Source organism: Micromonospora sp. PRAS1 (genome assembly GCF_059553435.1).
This window is the reverse complement of record NZ_JCANNB010000026.1, coordinates 32,161-54,841: the sequence shown is the minus strand read 5'-3', so window position 1 is coordinate 54,841 and position 22,681 is coordinate 32,161. Positions and strand designations below refer to the sequence as shown.

At 70.5% G+C, this 22,681-nt stretch carries 19 protein-coding genes; 6 read left to right on the top strand and 13 right to left on the bottom strand.

Features of this window, described 5'->3' with window-relative positions; genetic code table 11:
- Positions 1-5 precede the first annotated feature (5 nt).
- From AC507J_RS22510 to AC507J_RS22490, 5 genes are all read right to left on the bottom strand, one after another.
- Positions 6-1,043, bottom strand: coding sequence for a serine hydrolase (locus tag AC507J_RS22510; RefSeq protein ID WP_496291156.1), 1,038 nt, complete (start codon positions 1,041-1,043; stop codon positions 6-8).
- A 93-nt stretch (positions 1,044-1,136) separates the two neighbouring features.
- Entirely contained in the window at positions 1,137-2,321 is a 1,185-nt protein-coding gene (locus AC507J_RS22505) for a zinc-dependent alcohol dehydrogenase (RefSeq protein WP_496291155.1), read from the bottom strand.
- Positions 2,322-2,514: 193 nt separating this feature from the next.
- On the bottom strand, positions 2,515-3,279 hold the full coding sequence (locus tag AC507J_RS22500; protein ID WP_496291154.1) for a succinate dehydrogenase/fumarate reductase iron-sulfur subunit: 765 nt from the start codon (positions 3,277-3,279) through the stop codon (positions 2,515-2,517).
- Complete coding sequence (locus AC507J_RS22495) at positions 3,276-5,213, bottom strand: fumarate reductase/succinate dehydrogenase flavoprotein subunit (RefSeq protein ID WP_496291153.1); 1,938 nt, start codon at positions 5,211-5,213, stop codon at positions 3,276-3,278. Before AC507J_RS22495 ends, AC507J_RS22500 begins: the two co-directional genes overlap by 4 nt.
- Before the next feature lie 2 nt (positions 5,214-5,215).
- The gene (locus AC507J_RS22490) at positions 5,216-5,908 is read right to left on the bottom strand and encodes a succinate dehydrogenase cytochrome b subunit (protein ID WP_496291152.1); all 693 of its coding nucleotides are present in this window, start codon (positions 5,906-5,908) and stop codon (positions 5,216-5,218) included.
- A 77-nt stretch (positions 5,909-5,985) separates the two neighbouring features.
- Here AC507J_RS22490 and AC507J_RS22485 point away from each other — a divergent pair, with 77 nt between their 5' ends.
- Both AC507J_RS22485 and rfbB read left to right on the top strand, forming a co-directional pair.
- Positions 5,986-6,906, top strand: coding sequence for a LysR family transcriptional regulator (locus tag AC507J_RS22485; protein WP_496291151.1), 921 nt, complete (start codon positions 5,986-5,988; stop codon positions 6,904-6,906).
- 216 nt (positions 6,907-7,122) lie between these two features.
- Positions 7,123-8,169 (top strand): dTDP-glucose 4,6-dehydratase, encoded by a 1,047-nt coding sequence (rfbB, locus tag AC507J_RS22480; protein ID WP_496291150.1) that lies wholly within the window; start codon positions 7,123-7,125, stop codon positions 8,167-8,169.
- Positions 8,170-8,172: 3 nt separating this feature from the next.
- Here rfbB and hrpA read toward each other — a convergent pair whose 3' ends face one another.
- Positions 8,173-12,138: an ATP-dependent RNA helicase HrpA gene (gene hrpA / locus AC507J_RS22475; protein WP_496291149.1), complete on the bottom strand. Its 3,966-nt coding sequence runs from the start codon at positions 12,136-12,138 to the stop codon at positions 8,173-8,175.
- Between the two features lie 110 nt (positions 12,139-12,248).
- On the opposite strand from hrpA, the gene AC507J_RS22470 reads away from it, so the two are divergent.
- Positions 12,249-12,626, top strand: coding sequence for a cytidine/deoxycytidylate deaminase family protein (locus AC507J_RS22470; protein WP_496291148.1), 378 nt, complete (start codon positions 12,249-12,251; stop codon positions 12,624-12,626).
- Between the two features lie 246 nt (positions 12,627-12,872).
- Here AC507J_RS22470 and AC507J_RS22465 read toward each other — a convergent pair whose 3' ends face one another.
- From AC507J_RS22465 to trmB, 4 genes are all read right to left on the bottom strand, one after another.
- The gene (locus AC507J_RS22465) at positions 12,873-13,517 is read right to left on the bottom strand and encodes a hypothetical protein (protein ID WP_496291147.1); all 645 of its coding nucleotides are present in this window, start codon (positions 13,515-13,517) and stop codon (positions 12,873-12,875) included.
- A gap of 95 nt (positions 13,518-13,612) precedes the next feature.
- Positions 13,613-14,476 (bottom strand): FkbM family methyltransferase, encoded by an 864-nt coding sequence (locus AC507J_RS22460; RefSeq protein WP_496291146.1) that lies wholly within the window; start codon positions 14,474-14,476, stop codon positions 13,613-13,615.
- Between the two features lie 140 nt (positions 14,477-14,616).
- Positions 14,617-17,121, bottom strand: coding sequence for a DEAD/DEAH box helicase (locus AC507J_RS22455; RefSeq protein ID WP_496291145.1), 2,505 nt, complete (start codon positions 17,119-17,121; stop codon positions 14,617-14,619).
- A gap of 109 nt (positions 17,122-17,230) precedes the next feature.
- Positions 17,231-17,854, bottom strand: coding sequence for a tRNA (guanosine(46)-N7)-methyltransferase TrmB (gene trmB, locus AC507J_RS22450; protein ID WP_496291187.1), 624 nt, complete (start codon positions 17,852-17,854; stop codon positions 17,231-17,233).
- 298 nt (positions 17,855-18,152) lie between these two features.
- Between trmB and AC507J_RS22445 the strand changes: the two genes are divergently transcribed.
- A complete protein-coding gene (locus AC507J_RS22445) occupies positions 18,153-18,770 on the top strand; it encodes a hypothetical protein (RefSeq protein WP_496291186.1) in 618 nt (205 codons plus the stop codon).
- Between the two features lie 7 nt (positions 18,771-18,777).
- Positions 18,778-19,581 carry a class F sortase gene (locus tag AC507J_RS22440; protein ID WP_496291144.1) on the top strand — a complete coding sequence of 268 codons (804 nt, stop codon included), beginning with the start codon at positions 18,778-18,780 and terminating at the stop codon, positions 19,579-19,581.
- A gap of 51 nt (positions 19,582-19,632) precedes the next feature.
- Here the strand turns inward: AC507J_RS22440 and AC507J_RS22435 are convergent, their stop codons facing one another.
- Entirely contained in the window at positions 19,633-19,944 is a 312-nt protein-coding gene (locus tag AC507J_RS22435; protein WP_496291143.1) for an antibiotic biosynthesis monooxygenase family protein, read from the bottom strand.
- 303 nt (positions 19,945-20,247) lie between these two features.
- Here AC507J_RS22435 and AC507J_RS22430 point away from each other — a divergent pair, with 303 nt between their 5' ends.
- The gene (locus tag AC507J_RS22430) at positions 20,248-20,574 is read left to right on the top strand and encodes a GntR family transcriptional regulator (protein WP_496291142.1); all 327 of its coding nucleotides are present in this window, start codon (positions 20,248-20,250) and stop codon (positions 20,572-20,574) included.
- 76 nt (positions 20,575-20,650) lie between these two features.
- On the opposite strand, the gene AC507J_RS22425 is transcribed toward AC507J_RS22430, so the two are convergent.
- Together AC507J_RS22425 and AC507J_RS22420 are read right to left on the bottom strand one after the other, a co-directional pair.
- Positions 20,651-21,448 carry an exodeoxyribonuclease III gene (locus tag AC507J_RS22425; RefSeq protein WP_496291141.1) on the bottom strand — a complete coding sequence of 266 codons (798 nt, stop codon included), beginning with the start codon at positions 21,446-21,448 and terminating at the stop codon, positions 20,651-20,653.
- A 141-nt stretch (positions 21,449-21,589) separates the two neighbouring features.
- A complete protein-coding gene (locus tag AC507J_RS22420; RefSeq protein WP_496291140.1) occupies positions 21,590-22,504 on the bottom strand; it encodes a proteasome assembly chaperone family protein in 915 nt (304 codons plus the stop codon).
- Positions 22,505-22,681: the final 177 nt, after the last annotated feature.

Sequence of the window (22,681 nt, the reverse complement as noted above, 5' to 3'; positions counted from 1 at the left end):
CGGGTTCAGCCGCCGTTGCTCGGCCGGTAGCGGTGGGTGCGGTGCGCGGTGCCGGTGCCGCCGAGACGGCCGGTCAGGTCCAGGAAGCGTCGGCCCATCCGGGCCCGGGCCTGCACGGCGGGGTGGGTGGCACCGAAGTCGTCCGCGCCCGCCTGGCCGTCGGCGAATAGGGCGTACGTCAGCAGGGGCGCACCGGCCGTGTCGAAGATCACCCCGGCCTCGTGCCGGGCATCGACGAACCAGCCGGCCTTGGTGGCGATCCGGGCCCGCTCGGCCGAGGACATCTCGCGCCGGATGCCGTCGGTGAAGGCCACCGGCGAGCGCAGCAGCCGCAGCACGACCTCGGTCGAGGCGGGGGAGAGCAGCGCGCCGCCGACGAGCGCCCGGAGCAGGTCGTGGGTCTCCCGGGGGGTGCTGGTGCCGAGGTAGAACCGGTTCGGGTTGGCCACCGGCTCGACCTGGGTGTTGGGGAAGCCCTTGGCCACCAGGATCCGGTTGATCTCGGCGGCCGGGCAGACCAGCCCGCACAGCCGTACGGCGGTGTCGTCGGAGACGGTGAGTAGGTTGGCCAGCACGTGCCCGAGCGTTACCGAGCTGGGGTACGCGCCGTCCAGGGTGAAGATGCCGTCACCACCCGGAACGATGATCGCCGCCGTCACCTCCACCCGCTGGTCGAGCGTGAGCAGGCCCCGGTCGACCTTGTCGAGCACCGCGACCGCCACGGCGATCTTGTTGACGCTGTACGCCTCGATCCGCCGGTCCGCCGACTCGCTCACCGCCACCAGCGGCGGCGCACCGCCGGCCGGACCGGCGAGGCTGACGTACGCCTGCCAGTTCCCGCCGGCCCGGGTGCGTTCCCGCCGGTAGGTGGCCGCGATGCGGGCCGCGACCCGGCCCCGGCCATTGCTGGCCCCACCGTCGTCGGGCGATGCGGGTGCGGCCGACGCGGCGCGGCCCGGGTCAGCGGCGGCGGGCACCGCTGCCCCGAGGACGGCACCGGCCGTGGCCACGGTGCCCAGGCCGAGCGCGGCCCTGCGATTCATCCGGGTAGTCACTGGTTTCTCCCGTCGGTTCCGTGATGTCTCCTCCGGACACCCTAGGCCGACGGATCGAGGTACGTGGTCCCGTCGATGCAATCACGGGGCGAGGACGACCTTCACGCAACCGTCCTCCTTCTTCTGGAACATCTCGTACGCCTGCGGGGCCTGCGCCAGCGGCAGCCGGTGGGTACGCAGGTCCGCCACGCCGAGCGGGTCGTCGTCGGCGGCCAGCAGCGGGATGATCTCGTCGGTCCAGCGCCGGACGTGGCACTGGCCCATCCGCAGCTGGATGCCGCGGTCGAACATCTCCATCAGCGGCAACGGGTCCACCTCACCGCCGTACACCCCGGAGATGGAGACGGTGCCGCCGCGCCGGACGGCCTTCACGGCGGCCTTGAGCACAACCAGCCGGTCCACCCCGACCTTGTCGATCATCGGCTCGGCGAGCTTGTCGGGCAGCAGCCCGGCGGCGGCCTGGACGGCCTTGCCCAGCGGCGCGCCGTGCGCCTCCATGCCGACCGCGTCGATCACCGCGTCCGGCCCGCGTCCGTCCACCAGGTCGATAAGCGTGTCGGCCACGTCGTCGAGCTGGGAGACGTCGAGCACCTCCACGCCGTGCCGGCGGGCCATCTCCAGCCGCTCCGGCACCAGGTCCAGCCCGATCACCCGCTCGGCGCCGAGGTGCCGGCCGACGCGGGCGCAGAACTGGCCCACCGGGCCGAGCCCGAAGACGGCAAGCGTCCCACCGCGCGGGGTGTCGGCGTACTTCACCGCCTGCCAGGCGGTCGGCAGAATGTCGGAGAGGTAGAGCCAGCGCTCGTCCGGGCCGGTCTCCGGCACCGCGATCGGGCCGAACTCGGCGTACGGCACCCGCAGGTACTCCGCCTGCCCGCCCGGCACCGAGCCGTACAGCGAGGTGTAGCCGAACAGGCTGGCGCCCTTACCCTCGGCGGTGACCTGGCTGGTCTCGCACTGCGCGTAGAGCTGGCGCTCGCACATCCAGCAGCTGCCGCAGGAGATGTTGAAGGGCACCACCACCCGGTCGCCGGGCTTGAGCCGGGTCACCCCCGAGCCGACCTCCTCGACGATGCCCATCGGCTCGTGGCCCAGCACGTCACCCGGCTTGAGGTACGGCCCGAGCACCTCGTAGAGGTGCAGGTCGGAGCCGCAGATCGCGGTGGAGGTGATCCGGACGATCGCGTCGGTGGGTTCCTCGATCCGGGGGTCGGGCACCTCCTCGACCCGTACGTCCCGCTTGCCCTGCCACGTCACTGCCCGCATCCCGGCACCTCCTCCGTTGTCCGCGTAACCGGGGTGCTACCCCCACCCACCGGCTTCAACCGAAGGAAGGGCCCCCTGTTAACGCCTGGTGCATAGGAAGGGCCCCCTATTAACGCTCCGATTCACGCGCCGACAAGCTCAGCAACAGCGGTCCCGGCCCGCGCGGGCCGGGACCGCCGAGTGTCGGGGTCGGTCAGGTGCCGGGGGTGTTGTCGGGGCGCTTGGTGGTGGCGGCCAGGTAGTCGCGGTTGAGGCGGCCGATGGTGCTCAGTGGGATGCCCTTGGGGCAGACCACGGTGCACTCGCCGGCATTGGTGCAGCCGCCGAAACCCGCCTCGTCGTGCGCGTCCACCATGCCGATCACCCGGGTGTAGCGCTCCGGCTGGCCCTGCGGCAGCAGGGAGAGCTGAGTGACCTTGGCTGCGGTGAAGAGCATGCCGGAACCGTTCGGGCAGGCCGCCACGCAGGCGCCGCAGCCGATGCAGGCGGCCGACTCGAAGGCGGCGTCCGCGTTGGCCTTGGCCACCGGTACGGAGTGCGCCTCCGGCGCGCTGCCGGTGGGCGCGGTGACGTACCCGCCGGCAGCGATGATCTTGTCGAAGGCGCCCCGGTTCACCACCAGGTCCTTGATGACCGGGAAGGCCCGGGCCCGCCACGGCTCGATGTCGATCGTGTCGCCGTCGGAGAACTGCCGCATGTGCAGCTGGCAGGCGGTGGTGCCGCGCTGCGGCCCGTGCGCGTTGCCGTTGATCATCAGGCCGCACATGCCGCAGATGCCCTCGCGGCAGTCGTGGTCGAAGGCGATCGGCTCCTCGCCGTCGAGGATGAGCCGCTCGTTAAGTACGTCGAGCATCTCCAGGAACGACATGTCGGGGGAGACGTCGTCGACCTGGTAGGTCACCATCCGACCCTTGTCCGAAGGGCCGGACTGGCGCCAGATGCGCAGGGTCAGGTTCACTTGTAGCTCCGCTGCGTGGGGTGGACGTATTCGAAGTTGAGATCTTCCTTGTGCAGCACCGAGGGCTGCCCGGTGGCGGTGAACTCCCACGCGGCGACGTACGCGAAGTTGTCGTCGTCGCGCTCGGCCTCGCCCTCCGGGGTCTGATGCTCGGCCCGGAAGTGGCCACCGCAGGACTCCTCGCGGTGCAGGGCGTCGATGCACATCAGCTCGGCCAGCTCGAAGAAGTCGGCCACCCGGCCGGCCTTCTCCAGCGACTGGTTGAGCCCCTCACCGTCACCGGGCACCCGTACCCGCTGCCAGAACTGTTCGCGCAGCGCGCGGATCTCGTCGATCGCCTTGCGCAGCCCGGCCTCGGAGCGCTCCATGCCGCAGTGCTCCCACATGATCTGGCCCAGCTCGCGGTGGAACGAGTCCACCGTCCGGTCGCCGTTGATCGCGAGCAGCCGCTGGATGCGGTCCTCCACGTCGCGGCGCGCCTCGACCGCCGCCGGGTGGCTGGCGTCGATCTTTTCGAACGGGCCGGCGGCCAGGTAGTTGGCGATCGTGTTCGGCAGCACGAAGTACCCGTCGGCCAGACCCTGCATCAGCGCCGAGGCGCCGAGCCGGTTCGCGCCGTGGTCGGAGAAGTTCGCCTCGCCGATCACGAACAGGCCGGGGATGCTCGACTGGAGGTCGTAGTCGACCCAGAGGCCGCCCATGGTGTAGTGCACGGCCGGGTAGATCCGCATCGGGACCTCGTACGGGTCCTCGCCGGTGATCCGTTCGTACATCTCGAAGAGGTTGCCGTACTTGGCCTCGATGGCCTTGCGGCCGAGCCGGTCGATGGCGTCGGAGAAGTCGAGGTAGACGCCGAGCTTGGTCGGGCCGACCCCGCGCCCCTCGTCGCAGACGTTCTTGGCGGCCCGGGAGGCGATGTCGCGGGGCACCAGGTTGCCGAACGAAGGGTAGATCCGCTCCAGGTAGTAGTCCCGCTCGTCCTCTCCGATGTCCCGCGGGTCGCGGTCGTCCTCCTTGGCCTTCGGCACCCAGACCCGGCCGTCGTTGCGCAGCGACTCGCTCATCAGGGTCAGCTTCGACTGGTGGTCGCCGGAGACCGGGATGCAGGTCGGGTGGATCTGGGTGTAGCAGGGGTTTGCGAAGTAGGCGCCCTTGCGGTGCGCCCGCCAGGTGGCCGTGACGTTGCAGCCCTTGGCGTTTGTGGAGAGGTAGAAGACGTTGCCGTAGCCGCCGGAGGCGAGCACCACGGCGTCGGCGAACTCGCAGGTGATCTCGCCGGTGACCATGTCCCGGACCACGATGCCCCGGGCCGTGCCGTCCACGACGATCAGCTCCAGCATCTCGTGCCGGGCGTTCATCTCCACGTTGCCCAGGCCGATCTGACGCTCCAGCGCCTGGTACGCGCCGAGCAGCAACTGCTGGCCCGTCTGGCCCCGGGCGTAGAAGGTGCGCTGCACCTGGGCGCCGCCGAAGGAGCGGGTGTCGAGCAGGCCGCCGTACTCGCGGGCGAACGGCACACCCTGGGCGACGCACTGGTCGATGATGTTGACCGAGACCTCGGCCAGCCGGTGCACGTTCGACTCCCGCGAGCGGAAGTCGCCGCCCTTGACGGTGTCGTAGAAGAGCCGGTGCACCGAGTCGCCGTCGTTGCGGTAGTTCTTGGCGGCGTTGATGCCGCCCTGCGCCGCGATCGAGTGGGCCCGGCGCGGGCTGTCCTGGTAGCAGTAGGACTTGACCCGGTAGCCCTGCTCGGCGAGCGTGGCGGCGGCAGAGCCGCCGGCCAGACCCGTGCCGACGACGATCACGGTCATCTTGCGGCGGTTGGCCGGGTTGACCAGTTTGGCCTCGAAGCGGCGGCGTTCCCACCGGGTCTCGATCGGACCCTCGGGAGCCCTGGTGTCGGCGATCGGGTCGCCCTCGGTGAAGAGATCCATGGTCAGGACACCAATCCGGTGAGTACGGCGAACGGGACCACGAGGTAGCCGACGCAGAGCACGACGGCGAAGACCAGGGCCACCGCCCGGGCGCGCTGTTCGCCGCGCGGGGTCTGCTGGCCGAGGCTGCGTAGCGCGCTGAACAGACCGTGCCGCAGGTGGAAGCCGAGCGCGACGACGGCCAGGGTGTAGAAGAGGGTGACGTACCAGCGTTCGATGGCGAAGTCGGCGACCACGTTGGCGTACGGCCGGGTCGGGTCGCCGACCGGGTTCAGCGTGCCGGTGGTCAGGTCCAGGATGTGGTAGATCACGAAGAGCAGGATGATCACGCCGCCCCACCGCATGGTGCGGGCCGCGTAGCTGCCCTGGACCTTCTTGCGGTGGGCGTAGCGCACCGGACGGGCGGCGCGGGCGCGCAGCGCGAGCACGGTGGCGGCCCAGATGTGCCCGAGCACCGCGACCAGGAGCCCGACCCGCATGATCCACAGGAACCAGACGTCCGGCAGCACCGGGGTGCCGATCTCGCGCAACCAGTGCGCGTAGCCGTTGAACGAGGTGTCGCCCGCGAAGACCTTCAGGTTGCCGAGCATGTGTGCGATGAGGAAGAGCACCAGCAGGATGCCCGTCACCGCCATGACGGCCTTGAGGCCGACATTGGATCGGATGGGCGACCGAGTTCTCGTCGTGACTACCACGCGACCGACGCTAGGAGTACTTCGACCAGTCGTCCAATGCATCGACGCCGCAGTCTTGATAGCCATAAGCTATGTAGATGCAGCTCCATCAGCTGAGGTACTTCGTCGCAGTGGCTGAAGTACGACATTTCACCCAGGCGGCCGACATTGTCGGCATAACCCAGCCGTCGTTGAGTAAGCAAATTCACGCCCTGGAGGACACCCTGGGTGCTCCGCTCTTCGAGCGGGTAAGGGGCAACATCACCCTCACCACCGCCGGGGAGGTGCTGCTGCCGCTGGCCAAGCGGATCCTCGCCGACGTGGAGACCGCGACCCGCGAGGTGCAGGAGCTGGTCGGCCTGCGGCGCGGTCGGGTCCGCCTCGGCGCCACCCCCAGCCTGGCCACCACCCTCGCGCCGCCGGTGCTGCGCCGGTTCCGCGACGCCCACCCCACCGTCGACCTGCGGGTGGAGGAGGGCGGCTCCCAGGATCTGGTCCGTGACCTGCTCCGTGGCGACCTGGACCTGGCACTGATCATCATGCCCGCCCAGGGCGCCGACCCCGGGCTGCGCGCCGACCCGATCCTGACCGAGAGCCTGGTCGTCGCCTCGGTCGACCCGCTGCCGACCGCCTCGCCGGGCGGCGAACTACGCATCACCGACCTGCGCGAACAGCCCCTGGTGATGTTCCGCGAGGGTTACGACCTGCGCGACGCCACGCTCCAGGCGTGCCGGGAGGCGGGCTTCGAGCCCACCCTCGCGGTCGACGGCGGCGAGATGGACGCCGTGCTCAGCTTCGTCGAAGCCGGGCTCGGCGTCGCCCTGGTCCCCGGCATCGTTGTGGCCCGTCGGCCCGGCATCCGGGTCACCCGCCTCGCCCCGCCCGGCGTACGCCGGACCATCGCGGTGGCCCGGCGCCGCGACGTTGTGCCCACCCACGCCGGCCGCGAGCTGCGCCGCATCCTCCTCGAGTACGTCCAGACGGCGATCGAGACCGGCGGCTGGGAGGGGATCCGCTAGTCCGGTTAACGCCCGGCTGCTTAATTAATCCTTAAGCTACCGATATCGCCACCGTCGGCATCCTTGTCCCCTATCGTGAGGTTCTGCACGAGGGGCTAGCACCCTCATTTGCATTTTTCGAGGCCTACCACCTCCGGGCGCTGTGGTGAGTTCTGCGGCCGGCAGAGGTGGCGGGAGAGACGATGCGCGGATTCGCGTGGCAGGGAGGCCACATACATGAGGATCCTGGTGACCGGTGGTGCTGGCTTCATCGGGTCGCACTTCGCCCGGTGCCTGTTGGACGGGCGCTATCTCGGCTTCGAAGGCAGCGCCGTGACGGTGCTGGACAAGCTCACGTACGCCAGTGACCGGCGAAATCTACCTGCTACCCATCCGCAATTGACCTTCGTCCGTGGTGATGTCGCCGACGTGTCGCTGCTCCGCGAGGTGGTGCCCGGCCACGACGTCGTCGTGCATTTCGCGGCCGAGTCGCACGTCGACAGATCCATCGAAGATCCCGCACCGTTCTTCGAGAGCAACGTGATGGGAACGCACCGGCTGATGGCCGAATGTGTACGCAGCGGGGTGAACCGGGTGGTGCACGTCTCCACCGACGAGGTATACGGCTCCATCAACGACGGCTCCTGGGACGAGCGCTGCCCGCTGGAGCCCAACTCCCCGTACGCCGCATCGAAGGCCGCGAGCGACTGTGTGGTCCGCTCCTACTGGCGGACCTACGACCTGGACGTCTCGATCACCAGATGCGCCAACAACTACGGGCCGTACCAGCACGTGGAGAAGGTCATTCCACGCTTCGTGACCAGTCTGCTCACCGGTCGGAACATCACCCTGCACGGCGATGGCAGCGCGGTGCGGGAATGGTTGCACGTCGACGACCACTGCCGGGCCATCGCCCTGGTGCTGGCCAAGGGGCGGGCCGGCGAGGTCTACAACATCGGTGGCGATGTCGAGCTGACCAACCGGACCCTGGCCGAGCGGATCCTGCTGCTGGCCGGCGCCGACTGGGACCGGGTACGACACGTCGCCGACCGGAAGGTGCAGGACCAGCGGTACTCGCTCGACTACCGCAAGATCTCCGAGGAGTTGGACTACCAGCCGCAGATCAGGTTCGCCGACGGGCTGGCCGAGGTCTTCCAGTGGTACCAGGAGAACCGGGAGTGGTGGGCCCCGACCTGCCCGGAGCCCCGATCGGCGGGCACGGGTCTGAACCACTCGCTGCCGGAACTGCCTGCCGACTGGGAACTGCCGGTACAGGTCGGCTGAGGCTCAGCGCCCTTCGGCGTCATCCATGGCGCGGTAGATGCGCTGCTCCGACACCGGGTACGGGGTACCCAGCGCCTGAGCGAAGACGTTCACCCGCAACTCCTCGATCATCCAGCGGATCTGCCGTACGGCGGCGGAGTTCCGGCGGGCCGGAGGGAGCGCGGCGAGCAGTTCGTCGTACTCCCGCTGGACCACCGCGACACGGTCCTGCTGGGACTTGTCCCGGGCCGGGTTGCCGGGCAGCCGGTCCAGCCGCCGCTCGATCGCGGTCAGGTAGCGCAGCAGGTCGGGCAGGCGGGCGTACCCGGCCTCGGTGATGAACCCGGCGTGCACCAGGCCGGTGAGCTGCTTGCGGATGTCGGCCAGGGCGGCAACCACGGCCAGGTTCCGCGTCGCGCCGAGTCGCTGCTGCACGGCGTACGCGGCGGCGAGCACCGCCCGGACCCGGTCCATCACCTCAAGCACGGTGTCCACCAACCCGGCGCGGACCTTGTCCCGCAGCGCGGCGAAGCCGTCGGCGTCCCAGGCCGGGCCGCCCGCGTCGGCGATCAACTGGTCGATCGCCGCACCGGCCGCGTCCTCGATCAACGCCTGCACCCCGCCGTGCGGGTTGCGCGACAGCGCCAGTTTCGCCTCGTTGCTCAGCCGCCCCTGGAGGAACTTCGCCGGTGACGGCACGGTCAGCCGCAGCAGTCGTCGGGTGCCCGCCCAGTGCGCCGCCTCCTGCTCGGCGGCCGAGTCGAACACCTTCACCCCGACCGTGGCGCCCTCGTCCACAAGCGCCGGATAGGCGGTCACCGCGTATCCGGCGCGTACCTGCTCGATGGTGCGTGGCAGGGTGCCGAACTCCCACGTGGTCAGGCCGGTACGCGCCACGTCCGGCGCGGCGGCGGCCACCACCTGGCGTACCTCGGCCTTCAGCTGGCGTTGCAGGGCCGGCAGGTCCTTGCCCTCGGCGACCGGCTTGTCGTCGTCACCGAGCACCCGGAAGGTGACCCGCAGGTGCGGCGGCAGCTTGCCCGGATCCCAGGCCTCCCGGGGCACGGTCACCCCGGTCATCCGGCGCAGCTGCCGGGTCAGCGCGTCCAGCAGCGGCTCCTCGCCGGGCGTGATCGCGGCCAGCGCGGCACGGGCGAAGTCGGGCACCGGCACGAAGTTGCGCCGCACCGGCTTCGGCAGCGAGCGGATCAACGCGATGACCAGTTCCTCGCGCAGGCCCGGTACCTGCCAGTCGAAGCTCTCCGCCGGCACCTGGTTGAGCAGGGGCAACGGGATGTCCACGGTCACCCCGTCGGTCGGGGTGCCCGGCTCGAAGGTGTACGTCAGCGGCAGGGCGACCCCTTCGGCCCGCCACTGGTCCGGGTAGTCGGTCTCGTCCAACCCGCCGCGACCGGCGTTCACCAGCAGCTCCCGGGTGAAACTGAGCAGCTCGGGCCGCTCCCGCCGGGCCTTCTTCCACCAGCTGTCGAAGTGCCGTCCGGAGACCACCTCGGCGGGAATCCGCTCGTCGTAGAACTGGTAGATCGTCTCGTCGTCGACCAGGATGTCCCGCCGCCGGGCCCGGTTCTCCAGGTCCGCCACTTCGTCGCGCAGCCGCTGGTTGTCCTGCCAGAACTGGTGATGGGTGGACCAGTCGCCCTCGACAAGCGCGTGCCGGATGAACAGCTCCCGGCTCAGCGCCGGGTCGATCCGGCCGAAGTTCACCTTGCGCGAGGTGACAAGCGGTACGCCGAAGAGGGTGACCTTCTCGTACGCCATCACCGCCGCCTGCTTCTTCTCCCAGTGCGGCTCGCTGTAGCTGCGCTTGACCAGATGCTGGGCCAGCGGCTCGACCCACTCCGGCTCGATCCGCCCGTTCACCCGGCCCCAGAGCCGGGAGGTCTCCACCAGCTCGGCGGCCATCACCCAGCGCGGCGGCTTCTTGAACAACGCCGAGCCGGGAAAGACCGCGAACTTCGCTCCCCGCGCGCCCAGGTACTCGTGTTTCTGGGCGTCCTTGAGACCGACATGGGAGAGCAGGCCGGGCAGCAGCGACTGGTGCACCAGGGGCGTGTCGATCTCCTCCGGCAGGTCGGCGTTCGGCGTACGCAGCACCTGGCGCAGCTGGCTGACGATGTCCTGCCACTCGCGTACCCGCAGGTAGTTGAGGTACTCGGCCTTGCACATCCGGCGGAACGCGCTGGAGGAAAGGGCCCGCTGCTGCTCGCGCAGATAGCGCCAGAGATTGAGGTACGCGACGAAGTCCGACTCGGAGTCGGCGAAGCGGGCGTGCGCCTGGTCGGCCTGGGCCTGCTTCTCCGCCGGCCGCTCCCGTGGGTCCTGGATCGACAGCGCGGCGGCGATCACCATCACCTCGGTCGCGCAGCCGTTGCGCTCGCCTTCGAGGACCATCCGGGCCAGTCGCGGATCGACCGGCAGCTGGGCCAACCGCCGACCCAGCGGGGTGAGCCGGCGCGCCGGGTCGGTCTGGGCCGGGTCGAGCGCGCCCAGCTCGTGCAGCAGGTTCACCCCGTCGGTGATGTTGCGGCGGTCCGGCGGGTCGATGAACGGGAAGGCGGCGATGTCGCCGAGGCCGATCGCGGTCATCTGGAGGATGACCGAGGCCAGATTGGTACGCAGGATCTCCGGGTCGGTGAACTCGGGGCGGGCGGCGAAGTCCTGCTCGTCGTAGAGCCGGACGCAGATGCCGTCCGAGGTCCGCCCGCAGCGGCCCTTGCGCTGGTTGGCGCTGGCCTGCGAGACCGGCTCGATGGGCAGCCGCTGCACCTTGAGCCGCTGCGAGTAGCGGGAGATCCGGGCGGTGCCGGGATCCACCACGTACTTGATGCCCGGCACGGTCAGCGAGGTCTCCGCGACGTTTGTGGCGAGCACCACCCGGCGTCCGGAGTGCGGGGCGAAGACCCGGTGCTGTTCGGCGACGCTGAGCCGGGCGTACAGCGGCAGGATCTCGGTGCCCAGCAGCGACCGCTTGTTCTGCACCAGCTTGCCGAGCGCGTCCGCGGTGTCCCGGATCTCCCGCTCGCCGCTGAGGAAGACCAGGATGTCGCCGGGACCCTCGGCGGCCAGCTCCTCGACCGCGTCGCCGATGGCCTGGATCTGGTCGCGGACGTTCTCCTCGTCCGCCTCTTCCTCGTCGTCCTCGACGACCTCGACAAGCGGTCGGTAGCGGACCTCGACCGGGTAGGTACGCCCGGACACCTCGACCACCGGCGCGGGTTCGCCGCCGGCGTCGGCGAAGTGTTTGGCGAACCGGTCGGTCTCGATGGTCGCCGACGTGATGATCACCTTGAGGTCGGGTCGGCGGGGGAGCAGCTGCTTGAGGTAGCCGAGGATGAAATCGATGTTCAGGCTGCGCTCGTGCGCCTCGTCGATGATCAACGTGTCGTATTGGCGCAGCATCCGGTCGGTCTGCAACTCGGCGAGCAGGATGCCGTCGGTCATCAGCTTGACCAGGCTCTGCTCGCCGACCTGGTCGGTGAAGCGCACCTTGTAACCGACCACGTCGCCCAGCTCGGTGCCCAGCTCCTCGGCGATCCGGTCGGCGACCGTACGGGCGGCCAGCCGGCGGGGCTGGGTGTGCCCGATCAGGCCGGTGATCCCACGCCCCAGCTCCAGGCAGATCTTCGGCAACTGGGTGGTCTTGCCCGAACCGGTCTCGCCCGCCACGATCACCACCTGGTGGTCGCGGATCGCGGCGGCGATGTCGTCCTTGCGTTCGCTCACCGGCAGCACGGCCGGGTAGGTGATGTTCGGCACCGCGCTTCGGCGTCGCGCCAGCCGGGCCTCTGCCGCGGCCACCTCTGCGGCGATCTCGGTAAGCGCCGCATCGCGCCGCTGCGGGTCGCGTAGCCGGCGCACCCCGTCGAGCCGCCGGCGTAGCTGGCGCTGATCGCGGAACATCAGGCTCGGCAGGCGGCGGTGCAGGTCGCGGGCGAGGTCGGGCGCGGCGGAGGCTGGTGGATTCTGCATGTCGTCGCCAAGGATAGGCAGCCCGCCGTCGAGCCGCCTCCGGGTTACCCGGGCCAGTCGCCCGGCGGTCTATCGTTGCTCACCGACCAGGAGCGAGCACGGGGATGCCGATGACCATGCAGGACACCGACCGGGCGCTGGTGCAGGCCGCCAGCGCGGTGGCCAAGCTGCGCTGCCGCAGCGCCACCCACACCGTCGCCAGCGCGGCGCGGACCGCCGAGGGGCGGGTCGTCTCCGGAGTGAACGTGGTGCACGGCGGCGGTGGCGCCTGCGCCGAGGTGGTCGTCGTCGGCACCGCCGCGACCCAGGGTCTGGATCGCCTGGAGACCATCGTGACGGTCGGCGATCGCGGGCGCAGCATCGTCAGCCCCTGCGGATCATGTCACCGGCTGCTGGCCGAGCGGTTTCCGGCGCTGCGGGTGATCGTCGGGCCGGCCGATGATCCGCAGGTGCTGCCGATCACCGACCTCTCCGCCGACCCGGCCTGAGTCGCCGGCCGGATCTCCCGGTCGCCGGCCGGATCTCCCGGTCGCCGGCCGGATCTCCCGGTCGGCAGCACATCTCTGCGCAGGCGTGATTTCACACTGAAATATTGATTTCACTGTGAAATCACCGCCCTGACGACCATCGCCCCGTGCGCCGGCCACGGTGGCCGAGGGCGAAACCGGCCGCAGTCCCGTGGCCCCACTCTGGGCGAGTGGGGCCACGCAGCATGGACAACTCTTGATTGCTGGTCAGGCGGCGGTGGACCAGATCGCCCGGAACGCGGCGGCCTCGCCCGCCAGCCACTGCTCGACCTGCTCAGGCTTGACGTCCGTGGGCATCCGGTGGGTCTCCCCGCGCCGGACGTCGACCAGCACCGGCTCGGCGTGCGGCAGGACGGCGTCCATGTGCCGACCCATCAGGTGCAGGGTCGCGATGATCGCCTCCGCACTCGGCGGCGCCTCGTCGAAGTGCAGGCGGACCGCCTCGGGGCGGCCGTCGGCGTAGCGGACGCCGAAGTGCGGGTTGATCTTGACGGGGAGGTCGCCGAGCATGGCCAGGGCGTCGCGGGTCTGGGCCAACTCGACGCCGGTCGGCTCGCCGAGGGAGTGCAGCCAGGCCGTCGCGCCCGGCACCAGGGCCTGGTAGAGCGGGCGCCAGCGCGGCTTGACCAGATCGACCACCTGGGACAGGTGGGTGCCGCCGGTGTGGAAGGCGATGTCGGCCTTGAGTGCCTTGACGAACTGGCCGTGCGGGTTGAAACCGGACCGGCTGGCGCGTTGTCGGCGCAGGCCGCCGACGAAGTTCGCCTTGGTGGGTCCGGTGCGGTCGACGTAGCGGGTGAAGCCGAGCAGCGTCGCGTACGGCGTCAGGGGAGCGGAGGTGGGCGCGGTCACGGCATCCTCCCAGGTCAGTAACCCGATTAGTACATACATTCTAATCGACGGGTCTGACATCGCCCAGGGTTAGGATGGCCCCTTACGGCAGCGATTTACGGCATCCATCCGGCCTGCCGGGGCAGCGATCCGGCGACCGGAGGCCGGCTGGCGTAGACGTAATACGGCACCCAGGGACGGGGATCGTCGGGGCGGGTCCGGATCGCGTAGCCGGCCTCCTGCAACAGCTCGACCACCCCCTTGAAGGTGCGCTGCCACTCCCGGCCCGGACCGTCCGCCTTGAAGTCGTGGCAGGAGACCACGAGGTGGCGTACCACCTTCAGCACGGTCGACGCGCCGCGCAGGGCGGGCAGTTCGGCGCCCTCGATGTTCATCTTGAGCAGGTCGACGCGGTCGATGCCGAGATCGGGCAACAGTTCGTCGAGCGTGCGACCCGGCACCGCGACCGCCGCGGACCGGTCGGTGGTCAGCCCGTTGCCGAGGTGCCGCTCCTGGTCGTCCTCCAGGTGGACGGTGCCCGGCTGCTCGACAAGCGCGCACTGCACCGGGGTCACGTTGGTCAGACCGTTCAGCCGCACCGTACGACGCAGGCAGCCGAACGTACGCGGATGGGCCTCTACCGAGACCACCCGACCGCCCGGACCGGCCAGCCGGGAGAAGAGCCGCACCTCGCCGCCGATCCCCGCCCCGACGTCGAGCACGGTGTCGCCCGGCCGGATCCGGTAGCCGTACAGGAAGTAGTCCTCGGCCTCCCGGTCCTGCAACCCGGGCGTGATCGGCGTCAGGGCGTGGTTCACCACCGTGCCGTCCGGGTAGCGGTGGACCCATTCGCCGTCGACGTAGCGCACCTGGCAGCGGGTCCGATGCAACGCGGAAAGGTAGGCCGAGCCGACCCGGGCGGTGAGCCGCGGGCCGGCCCCCTGGGTCAGCAGGTTCGCCACTCGCCGTCTCGCGCGCATCGGCTCCACTCCGGGACTCGTCGCATCGGGTTCGCCGGACCTGCGGTTCTTCCGGGCAGCGCCGACTCAGAGAGAAACGAGAGGGGCGTACGCACCGTTACGGGACGGCCGACGATCGGAGCGGGTACGGCCGCGGCTTCCTAGAGCTGGCCGACCTCGGTGATCCGGACGACCGCGGCGCCCGCCTCGTCCGAGGCGGCCAGGTCGACCTCCGCGCTGATGCCCCAGTCGTGGTCACCCTCCGGATCGTCGAGAATCTGCCGCACCGTCCAGCGCTCCCGGCCCTGCTCGATCATCAGCAGCGCCGGGCCCCGGGCGTTCGGTCCGGTCCCGATCTCGTCGTACGCCTCGAAGTACGGCTCCAGCGCGTCGGCCCATGCGTCGGCGGTCCAGCCGGCGTCGGCGTCCAACTCGCCGAGGGCGTCCCAGTGCCGCAGCGCGGCCAACTCCACCCGGCGGAACAGGGCGTTGCGGACGAGGACCCGGAACGCCCGCGCGTTGCGGGTCACCGCGGCCGGACGGTCGTCCAGTGCGGCGGCGACCTCCGGCAGGTCGGTCGGGTTGCGTAGCCGCTCCCACTCGTCGATCAGGCTGGAGTCGACCTGACGCACCAACTCGCCGAGCCACTCGATCAGGTCGACCAGTTCTTCGGTCTTGGCCTCCTCGGGCACCGTCTGCCGCAGCGTCTTGTACGCGTCCGCGAGGTAGCGCAGCACCAGCCCTTCCGAGCGGGTCAGCCCGTAGAACTGCACGAACTCGGTGAAGGTCATCGCCCGCTCGTACATGTCGCGGACCACCGACTTGGGGGAGAGCTGGTGGTCGGCCACCCACGGGTGACCCCGCCGGTACATCTCGTACGCGTTGCCCAGCAGCTCGGCCAGGGGCTTGGGCCAGGTCACCTCGTCGAGCAGTTCGAGGCGGGCCTCGTACTCGATGCCCTCGGCCTTCATCGCGGCGACCGCCTCGCCGCGCGCCTTGAACTGCTGCGCGGAGAGCACCTGGCGCGGGTCGTCGAGGATCGACTCGATCACGCTCAGCACGTCCAGGGCGTACGACGGTGACTCGGCGTCCAGCAGTTCGATGGTGGCCAGCGCCAGGGGCGAGAGCGGCTGGTTGAGCGCGAAGTCGAGCTGGAGGTCGACGGTGAGCCGCACCCGCCGGCCGGTCTCGTCCGGCTCGGGCAACTCCTCCACCACACCACCGGCCCGCAGCGCCCGGTAGATGGCGATGGCCCGCCGGATGTGCCGACGCTGGGCCGCCCGGTCCTCGTGGTTGTCGGTGAGCAGGTGCCGCATGGCGGCGAACGCGTCGCCGGGCCGGCCGATGACGTTCAGCAGCATCGAGTGGCTGACCTGGAAGCTGGAGGTGAGCGGCTCCGGTTCGGCCTCCACCAACCGCTGGAAGGTCGGCTCGCCCCAGCCGATCGAGCCCTCCGGCGGCTTCTTGCGTACCACCTTGCGGCGCTTCTTCGGGTCGTCGCCGGCCTTGGCGAGCGCCTTCTCGTTCTCGATCACGTGCTCGGGGGCCTGCACCACGACCCGGCCCAGGGTGTCGAAGCCGGCCCGGCCGGCCCGGCCGGCGATCTGGTGGAACTCGCGGGCCTTGAGCAGCCGGGTACGCACCCCGTCGTACTTGGACAGGCCGGTGAAGAGCACCGTACGGATCGGCACGTTGATGCCGACGCCGAGGGTGTCCGTACCGCAGATGACCTTGAGCAGCCCGGCCTGGGCCAGGGTCTCCACCAACCGGCGGTACTTGGGCAGCATGCCGGCGTGGTGCACCCCGATGCCGTGCCGGACCAGCCGGGACAGCGTCTTGCCGAAGCCCGAGGTGAACCGGAAGTTGCCGATCGCGGCGGCGATCATGTCCTTCTCGGCCCGGGTGCAGACGTTTACGCTCATCAGCGCCTGGGCCCGCTCCAGGGCGGCGGCCTGGGTGAAGTGCACGACGTAGACCGGGGCCTGCTTGGTCTCCAGCAGTTCCTCAAGCGTCTCGTGCAACGGCGTCATCGCGTACGAGAAGAGCAGCGGTACCGGCCGCTCGGCCGAGCGGACGACGGCGGTCGCCCGGCCGGTACGCCGGGTCAGGTCGTCAACGAAGCGGGTGGTGTCGCCCAGTGTGGCGGACATCAGGATGAACTGGGCCTGGGGCAGCTCGATCAGCGGCACCTGCCAGGCCCAGCCCCGGTCCGGTTCGGCGTAGAAGTGGAACTCGTCCATGACCACCTGGCCGACGTCGGCCCGGCTGCCCTCGCGCAGCGCCAGGTTCGCCAGGATCTCCGCGGTGCAGCAGATGATCGGGGCGTCGGCGTTGACGCTCGCGTCGCCGGTCAGCATGCCGACGTTCTCGGCGCCGAAAACCTCGATGAGCGCGAAGAACTTCTCCGACACCAGGGCCTTGATCGGCGCGGTGTAGAAGGTGGTCCGGTCGTCGGCCAGGGCGGCGAAGTGCGCGGCGATGGCGACCAGGCTCTTGCCGGAGCCGGTCGGCGTGTTCATGATCAGGTTCGCGCCGGAGACGATCTCGATGACCGCCTCCTCCTGGTGGGGATAGAGGTCCAGCCCGCGCTCGGACGCCCAACTGGCGAACGCGTCGTAGAGGGTGTCGGGGTCGGCGGTCTTCGGCAGCGCGGCGGTGAGTGTCATGGCCGGTCCATGGTGCCTGGAGCACACCCTCGGACGCCAACCGGCCGGCCCGCCTGATTGTTAGGAGGGGGCCCTTCCTATGCACGAGGCGTTAACCGGGGGCCCTTCCTTACACCTTCGTGTAGAGCAGGTCGGCGATCGGACGGCCGGCGGCCAGGGCGCGCCGCTCGAACCGGGTCACCGGGCGGTGCGCGGGCCGGGGCGCGTAGCCGTCGTGCAGGTTGACCAGGCCCGGGTCGCCGTCGAGGGTCGCCCGCATCGACTCGGCGTACTCCGCCCAGTCGGTGGCGCAGTGCAGCGTGCCGCCGACCGCGAGCCGGGAGCGCAGCAGGGCGACGTGCGCCGGCTGGATCAGCCGGCGCTTGTGATGCCGGGACTTCGGCCACGGATCGGGGAAGAAGACGTGCACCGCGTCCAGCGAGTCGGGCGCCAGCAACCCGACCAGGTCCAACGCGTCGCCCTCGGCGATGCGGACGTTGCCCAGGCCCCGCCGGTGCGCGAGGTCCAGCAGGTTCGCGATTCCGGGGGTGTGCACCTCGACCGCCAGATAGTCTCGATCCGGGTCGGCGGCGGCCATTTCGACGGTCGTGTCGCCCATGCCGGATCCGATCTCGAGCACCAGGGGAGCCTGGCGGCCGAAGAGGCCGACGGGATCGAACGGGGCGGCATCGTCGACCCGCAGGCCGTACGTCGGCCACAGCTGTGCCAATGCCGCCGCCTGCCGGCCGCTCATCCGGCCCCGACGCGGGTGGAAGGTACGGATCGTCCGCGCAGGGTGTGGCGCGGCGGCGGGGAACGGTTCGGTGGTGGTCACAGCGAACCGAGCCTACGCGAGCATCGCGGCGGATCGGATGTGAGGTACGACCGGGGGTGAGACCATCATCCCGTACGGCAGACCGGGTGGTCCGGCGGTGCCCGGCGACTGCTCCAGCGCGCCGAGAGGGGGCATCGTGGCAGCGACTCGCAGCGTTCCAGCCCGGTCGGTTGGCTCACTCCCGGCTGCCCTGCTCGCTCTTCCCGCCGCGGCCTCGCTGCTCGTGACCCTGGCGGCCTCGCTGCTCGTCGCCCTGGCGGTCTCGCTGCTGGTGGCTCTGCTCATGCCGGCGACGCCGGCCCGGGCCGCGAATCAGGCCGGCGCGGGCACCGTCGGCCTCCGCGCCGGGCAGCCGTTCACCGGCAGCCAGCCCGACCCCGCCGGGCAGCCCGACGGCCAGCCGGGCGGGCAACCCGGGATGCCCGGTCCGACGGTCTTCGTCGAGGTGACCCCGACCATGGTGCAACCGGGAAACATGGTCGGCATCCGCGCGAGCTGCCACGACAACTCGGTTGGTGACACCGTGGTCTCCGATGCCTTCGGCGAGGTCGCGGTGCATCCGCAGCGCGGACTCCTGTACGGCACGGCCATGGTGCGGGACCGGGTGCAGCCCGGCAACTACCGGGTCAAGCTGGAATGCCGCGGCGGCGAGTCCGCGTCGACAATGATCCAGGTGGTACGCAAGGTCAAGCCCACCCCCGGTCCGGCGACCGGCTTCGGTGGCACCGCCGGTGGCGTCACCGCCGGGCTGCTGCTCCCCGGTGGGCTGGCGCTGACCGTCAGCGGCATGGTCCTCTGGATCGTCGCCGTCCGTCGTCGCGGCACCCGCCGGTGAGGCCGCCATGCCCGCCACCGGTACGCCCCGTCCCGCCGGCAGCCCGCCGCGCCCGGGAGCCCGTGCCGCCGGCAGCCCGCCCCGCTCGGACCTCTTCCAGCCGTACCTCGACCAGCCCGCCCCCGGTCCGCGCGTCGCGCGCCGCGCCCGGGTCGGCAGCGCCACCGCACCGGTGCGCCGGAAGGGGCGGCCGGAGCGCAGCCCCTGGTCTTTCCCGCTCGCCGTGATCTTGGTGATCGCTGGAGTGTTCGCCACCGGCGCCGGGCTCGGCCGGACGGTCGGTGGACCGCTGGACTGGGCCGCAGCCGTCGGCGAGCAGTCGTCGGCCGCCAGCACCGCCGCGCGTACCACCGTCCGGCCGGTCAGCCTCGCCGTGCCGTCGATCGACGTCTCCGCCCCGGTCAAGCCGGTCGGCGAGGCACCGGACGGGTCGATCGCCGCACCGCCGCTGAGTCGGCATCAGGAGACCGGCTGGTACGACCGGGGACCGGTCCCGGGCGAGCCCGGCCCCGCGGTGATCGTCGGGCATGTGGACACCAAGAGCGGCCCGTCGGTCTTCTACAACCTGAGCAAACTGCGGCCCGGCGACAAGATCGAGGTGAGCCGGGACGACGGCTCGACGGTAACCTTCACCGTGGAGTCGGTGGAGCGCTTCCCCAAGGACCGGTTCCCGGCGGACCGCATCTACGGCCAGGACGGCCCGGCCGGGCTGCGGCTGATCACCTGTGGCGGCACGTTCGTCGGCGGCCGGACCGGCTACGAGGACAACGTGATCGTCTTCGCCGCCCTCGACACCGTCCGCAACCCCTGATCCGCCGCTGGCCACCGTGGGTTACACCCGGCCCCCGGTGCGAGGCGACGCTCAGGGCACCTGCTGAACCACCTCGAACTCCAGCAGCGTGGCCCCGGAGGCGACCGGCCGCCGCTGCTGCCCGCCTTCGGTGCCGGCGTGCGCGGCCCGGGCCGGCCCCGCCGCCCAGGCCTGGTAAGCCTCCTCCGACTCCCAGCGGGTGTAGACGAAGTAGCGGTTCTCGCCGGCGATCGGACGCAGCAACTCGAAGCCGAGGAACCCCGGCGAGTTCTCCACGGCGCGGGCCCGGGCCGCGAACCGCTGCTCCAGCTCCGCACCGGCACCGGGCGGGACGTCGATCGCGTTGATCTTCACAACTGCCATGCCCTCACCCTAGTGCCGTCTCTACCAGCGTTGATCGGGTAGCACTGCGGAGGGCCGAACGGCCGCACGTCGGGTTGCCCGGCCAGCATCCCATCCCGAACTGGCGTGATTTCACCCTGAAATATTGATTTCACCCTGAAATATTGATTTCACTCTGAAATCAGCGTCCCCCGACCATTACGCCCGAGCGACAGCCAGCGTTTGCGGCGCCTGTTCCCTGGACTACGTGCGCTGGACTGGTTTAGCCACTTCGCACTCGTACACTTTTGCCCAGAAGTTCCTTAGGACCGACAGCGATGATCCGTGCGTGATGGTGCGTGCCTGCTCGCGGACTACCCAGAAGTCTCCATCGGGAAGCACGAAGGCCCACGCGACGGGCTCGCCATCCTTGGCCAGGACGACGACCTCAGGATGTTGGTCAACCTCCAGGGAGGGAAGGTCGGCGAACTCCTCTGCCCACGGGTCATGATCCTGGCTCACCGGTTGCCCCCTTTGCCGGAGCTTGCCGACAAGTACGACTGCGCCATCGGCACTGTGCGTAGGGCTATCGAGTATCTACAGATCACCGGTGAGCTTCAGGGCCGCCAAGGCAAGGGCACGTATGTGACCGGCAAGCTGCCTCCGGAGTAGGCGGCTTCCGCGCAGTTTCGGGAAGCATGGTCCTGGCGCGCCGGTCACACTCGGTGCCGGTCCGACCTGGTCCGGGTCAGAAGGACTCGACGGGTGGGAGCAGGTCGACGTCGACCACGATGGGGGCGTGGTCGGAGGGGCCCTTGCCCTTGCGGGCCTCGCGATCCACGTACGCCGAGCGGACCGCGCGGGCCACCGGCGCCGAGGCGTACACCAGGTCGATTCGCATGCCCTTGTTCTGGTGGAACATTCCGGCCCGGTAGTCCCAGTAGGTGAAGGGGTGCGGGCCCTTCATCGGGGTGGGCACCACGTCGGTGAGGCCCAGGTCGCGGAGCGCGGCGAGGGCCGCCCGCTCGGCGGGGGTGACGTGGGTGGAGGTGGCGAAGAGCGCCGGATCCCACACGTCGTCGTCGGTCGGGGCCACGTTGAAATCGCCGCAGACGGCCAGCGCCGACGCGCCGGTCAGCTCGGTGTCCAGCGCGTCCCGCAGGGCCGCCAGCCAGGCCAACTTGTACGCGTAGTGCGGGTCGTCGGGGGTGCGGCCGTTCGGTACGTACACCGACCAGACCCGCAGCCCGTCGCAGGTGGCCGCGATGGCGCGGGCCTCGGGCTCGGGGAAACCGGGTTCGTCGGGGAAGCCGACGGTGACGTCGGCCAGGCCGACCCGGGACAGGATGGCCACCCCGTTCCACCGGCCGTCGCTGTGGCTGGCCACGGTGTAGCCCAACTCGCCCACCTCGGCCACCGGGAAGGCACCGTCCGGGCACTTGGTCTCCTGCAGGCAGACCACGTCCGGCCCGGTCCCGGCCAGCCAGTCGAGCAGCCGGGGCAGGCGGGCCTTGACCGAGTTCACGTTCCAGGTGGCCAGGCGCATGAGGCCAGCCTGCCGCATCCGCGGCCGACCCGCCCGGCAGGGGTCGGCCGGGCGGCGTGTTCAGCAGGGTCGACGGGGCCGGCGTGTTAACAAGGGGCCCTTCCTATACACGAGGCGTTAATAGGGGGCCCTTCCTTACAGCTAGCTGTCGTTGTTGGGGCGGGTCTGCTCGGCGAGGAAGCGCTCCAACTCGGCACCGAGTTCCTCGGCGGTGGGCAGCGGGCCGTTCTCCGCGGCGAGCAGGTTCTTGCCGCCGCGACCACGGGCGTACGCGTCGTACTGCTCCTCAAGGGCCTGAACCAGCGCCGACGCCTCGTCGCTCTGGGCCACCTGGCGATCGATCTCGACCCGGACCACCTCGGCGGCCGAACTCAGTCCGTCGCGGGGCAGCAGCAGCCCGGTGCTGCGCGACACCGAGGCCAGCAGCACCTCGGCGGCGGCCGGGTACTCGGCCTGCGCCACGTAGTGCGGCACGTGCGCGGCGAAGCCGAGCGCGTCCCGACCGGCCTCGCCGAGGCGGAACTCCAGCAGGTGACCGACGCTGCCGGGAACCTGCACCCGTTGCAGCCACGGCTCGTAGCCGGCGATCAGCTCGGGTCGGGTGGCGTGCGCGGTCACGCCGGTCGGGCGGGTGTGCGGCACTGCCATCGGGATGGCGTTGAGCCCGACGGTGAGGCGGACGTCCAGCCGGGCGGTGAGCCCGGCGACGGCGGCCGTGAACCGCTCCCACTGAAGGTCCGGTTCGGGCCCGGTGAGCAGCAGGAAGGGGGTCTCGTCGTCGTCGTGGAGCAGGTGCAGCTCCAGCTCCGGCGCGTCGTAGCTCTCCCAGTGGTCCTCCACGAAGGTCATCACCGGACGGCGGGAGCGGTAGTCGAAGAGCTGGTCCAGGTCGAAGCGGGCGACGGGGCTGGATTCCAACGAGTTGAACAGCTGTTCGCGGGCCAGCCGACCGGCGTTGCCGGCGTCGACGAATCCGGTGAGGGCCTGGATCATGACCGGTTGACCGAGGTCGGGCAGATCGTCGGTGAGTTCGTAGAGCTCGTGTGGGTCGAGCACCGGTGCGGCCTCCCTCGATGCGGGTAACGGGAGCGCCAGGTCGGCGGCGTCCCCGTTCGCCAGAACGTACCCGTAATCCTGGCGCATTCCTGTTTCGCCGGCCCGCCCGGCCCGGCATCGGTTCGCACCGGCCCCGGTACACCGTTGCCGGGTCCGGGTACATATGGATGCCCGCGA